The following is a 2790-nucleotide window of genomic DNA, read 5'->3' as shown; positions in this document are numbered from 1 at the left end:
GCGCCAAAACTCCTCCGCCACCCCCACATCACGCCCCGCCATCCACCCCGCCTGAACACCCAACGCACGACCACCCGCCACCACCGGCAACACCAGCCCATCCCGCCGCGCCGCATAGTCGTCAAGGACGAGGGAGAGCACCCGCGCGACGCTCCAGCCGTCGAGCAGGATGTGGTGGAAGGTGAACAGGACCCGGAGGCGGCCCTCGCCGAGCCGGGCCAGGGTCAGCCGGGCCAGCGGCACCTGACGCAGGTCGAGACCGCGCCGGTGATCGGCGGCCAGCAGAGCTTCCCAGCGGGCGTCCTGTTCCGTCAGGAGGCTGTCGCGCCAGTCCAGGATCTCGACCGGCAGGCGTACGTCCCGGTGCACCACCTGTACCGGCTGGGGTACCCCGTCCCACACCACCCCGATCCGCAGCGCCTGTATCTCATCGACCACGCGCTGCCAGGAGGCGGCGAACCGGTCGACGTCCGGCACACCGTCGACCACGTACATCAGCTGCTCGAAGTAGGCCGGCCTGTCCGCTTCGGCGAGGGCGTGGAAGAGCATCCCGGACTGCAACGGCATCAGCGGCAGCACCTCCTCGACACCACGCCCGTCACCGACCGCCGCGTCAAGGCCCGCCTGGTCGAGTGGCGACAGCGGAAAGTCCGACGGCGTGACACCACCCACGCCCGGCAGTTCGCAGTGGGCGAGGAAGTCGGCCAACTCGCCGACGAATCCGGACGCCAGTTCCGCCATCACCTCGTCGGTGAACAAACCGGACGCCCAGACGAAGGTGACCAGCAGCCTGCCGTCCGCGACCCGGGAGGTCACATCGAGCGCGTGGTCGCGACCGGCGAGCAGACCGGCGCCGTCCTGGATGAACCCGACCTCCTTGAGGGGACCTTGCGGGGAGGAGCCGGACGCGGCGCTCGTGCCGGTGTCGAACTGGCCGAGATAGTTGAAGCTGACCTGCGGGTGGATCTCGGGGACGGAGCGGCGCAGGTGGCGCAGCGCGCCGTAGCCGAGACCGCGGCCGGGCACCGAACGCAGCTGCTCCTTGGCGGACTTGACCAGTACGTCCCAGGCGGCGCCCGCCTCGCCGTCGGCACCGGTGCGGTCGTCGGCGCCCGTGCGGCCGTCGGCGTCAGGCCGCGGCTCCGTGGCGGACACCAGTTCCAGGGGGAAGACGGTGGTGAACCAGCCCACGGTCCGGGACAGATCGACTCCGGGGAAGATCTCCTCTCTGCCGTGCCCTTCGACGTCCACCAGGACCCGGTCCTGGCCGGTCCAGCGGCCGAGTACGCGAGCGAGCACCGCGAGCAGCACCTCGTTGACCCGGGTCCGATACACCGAGGGCACCGCGTGCAGGAGTCTGCGCGTGGCGTCCGCCGACAGCTCGGCAGAGGCGGTGGCCAGAGCCGCGGGCTCGGCGCACTCCGCCCGCTCGGCGGGCTGGGCCGTTGTGGTCACGCCCGGCAGCTCGGTGGGTACGTCCTGACCGACCCGGCTCCAGTACTCCAGCTCCGCGTCGAAACCACCCGCCTCCACATGCGCACGCAACCGCGAAGCCCACTCCTGGAACGACGCCGAACGCGGCCCGAGATCCACCACCACCCCGGACACCAACTGCCCGTACGCCAGCGCCAGATCCTCCAGCAACACCCGCCATGACACGCCGTCGACCACGGCGTGGTGGACCAGCAGCACCAGTCGGTCGGCGTCCTCCCCGAGACCGAAGGTCAGCGCGCGGAGCAGCGGTCCGTCGGTGAGATCGAGCGCGTCACGGGCCAGGTCCGTGAGCCGGTCCATCTCGGCCTGCCGCTCACCGGACGGAAGATGCGCGAGATCGGTGTGTTCCGTATACGCGTAGGTGCTGTCGGCCAGGTCAGCGACGTGCTGCGTCCATATGTCCGCCTCGTCGCGGAGGAAGCGCAGCCGCAGCGCGTCATGGTGAGCGACCAGGGCGGTCACCGCTCCCGCGAGCGCGTCGAGGTCGGTGCGGGGGGCGAGCGTGGCGGCCATCGACATGTCGAAGCGGTGGGAGGGACCGGCCGGGGTTCCGAAGAACCACTCCTGGATGGGTGTGAGCCGTGCCGGGCCCATGACGGGCTCGACGGCCTCGGCCGTGTCGGATGCTCGTTCCGTCGCGGACACTCGGCTCAGATGCTCGGCCAGGGCCCGTACCGACTGGCGGTCGAACACATCCTTGGGCGAGAGGGCCAGACCGGCGGCGCGGGCCTGGGAGACGACCTGGATACTGAGGATCGAGTCCCCGCCGAGATCGAAGAAGTTGTCCTCCACACCGACCTGTTCAAGACCGAGGACACGCGCCCAGATCCCGGAGAGGATCTCCTCCGTCGTGGAACGCGGCGCCACGTACCCGGCTTCCGCGACACCGGACGACTCCACACCGGCCAGTGCCTTGCGGTCGACCTTGCCATTCGGCATCAAGGGAAACGTGTCCAGCATCACCATCGCGGACGGCACCATGTACTCCGGCAGCACACCCGTCAGGAACTCCCGCAGACCAGCCACCGTCGGTGCGGCTCCGGCGCCCGGGACCACGTACGCGACCAGGCGCTTCGCGCTCCCGGCGCCACCTGCGGGCAGAGCGAGCACGACCGCCTGGGCGATCTGGGGATGGGAGACGAGGGCGGACTCCACCTCACCCAACTCGATACGGAAACCCCGCACCTTCACCTGATCATCGGACCGCCCCACAAACTCCAGCACACCATCAACCGACCACCGCACCACATCCCCCGTCCGATACATCCGCGCACCCGACCCACCGAACGGATCCGC

1 protein-coding gene is annotated in these 2790 nt (G+C 70.0%); it reads right to left on the bottom strand.

Annotation, left to right across the window (positions count from 1 at the left end; translation table 11 throughout):
- On the bottom strand, positions 1–2685 hold a 2685-nt coding region (locus ABTZ59_RS36950; RefSeq protein WP_351425853.1), incomplete at its 3' end, for a condensation domain-containing protein.
- Between the last annotated feature and the right edge of the window lie 105 nt (positions 2686–2790).

The organism is Streptomyces sp. NPDC094034 (genome assembly GCF_040303865.1).
Classification (GTDB): domain Bacteria; phylum Actinomycetota; class Actinomycetes; order Streptomycetales; family Streptomycetaceae; genus Streptomyces.
The sequence above is the reverse complement of the archived record's forward strand: the minus strand, read 5'-3'. Positions and strand labels throughout refer to the sequence as shown.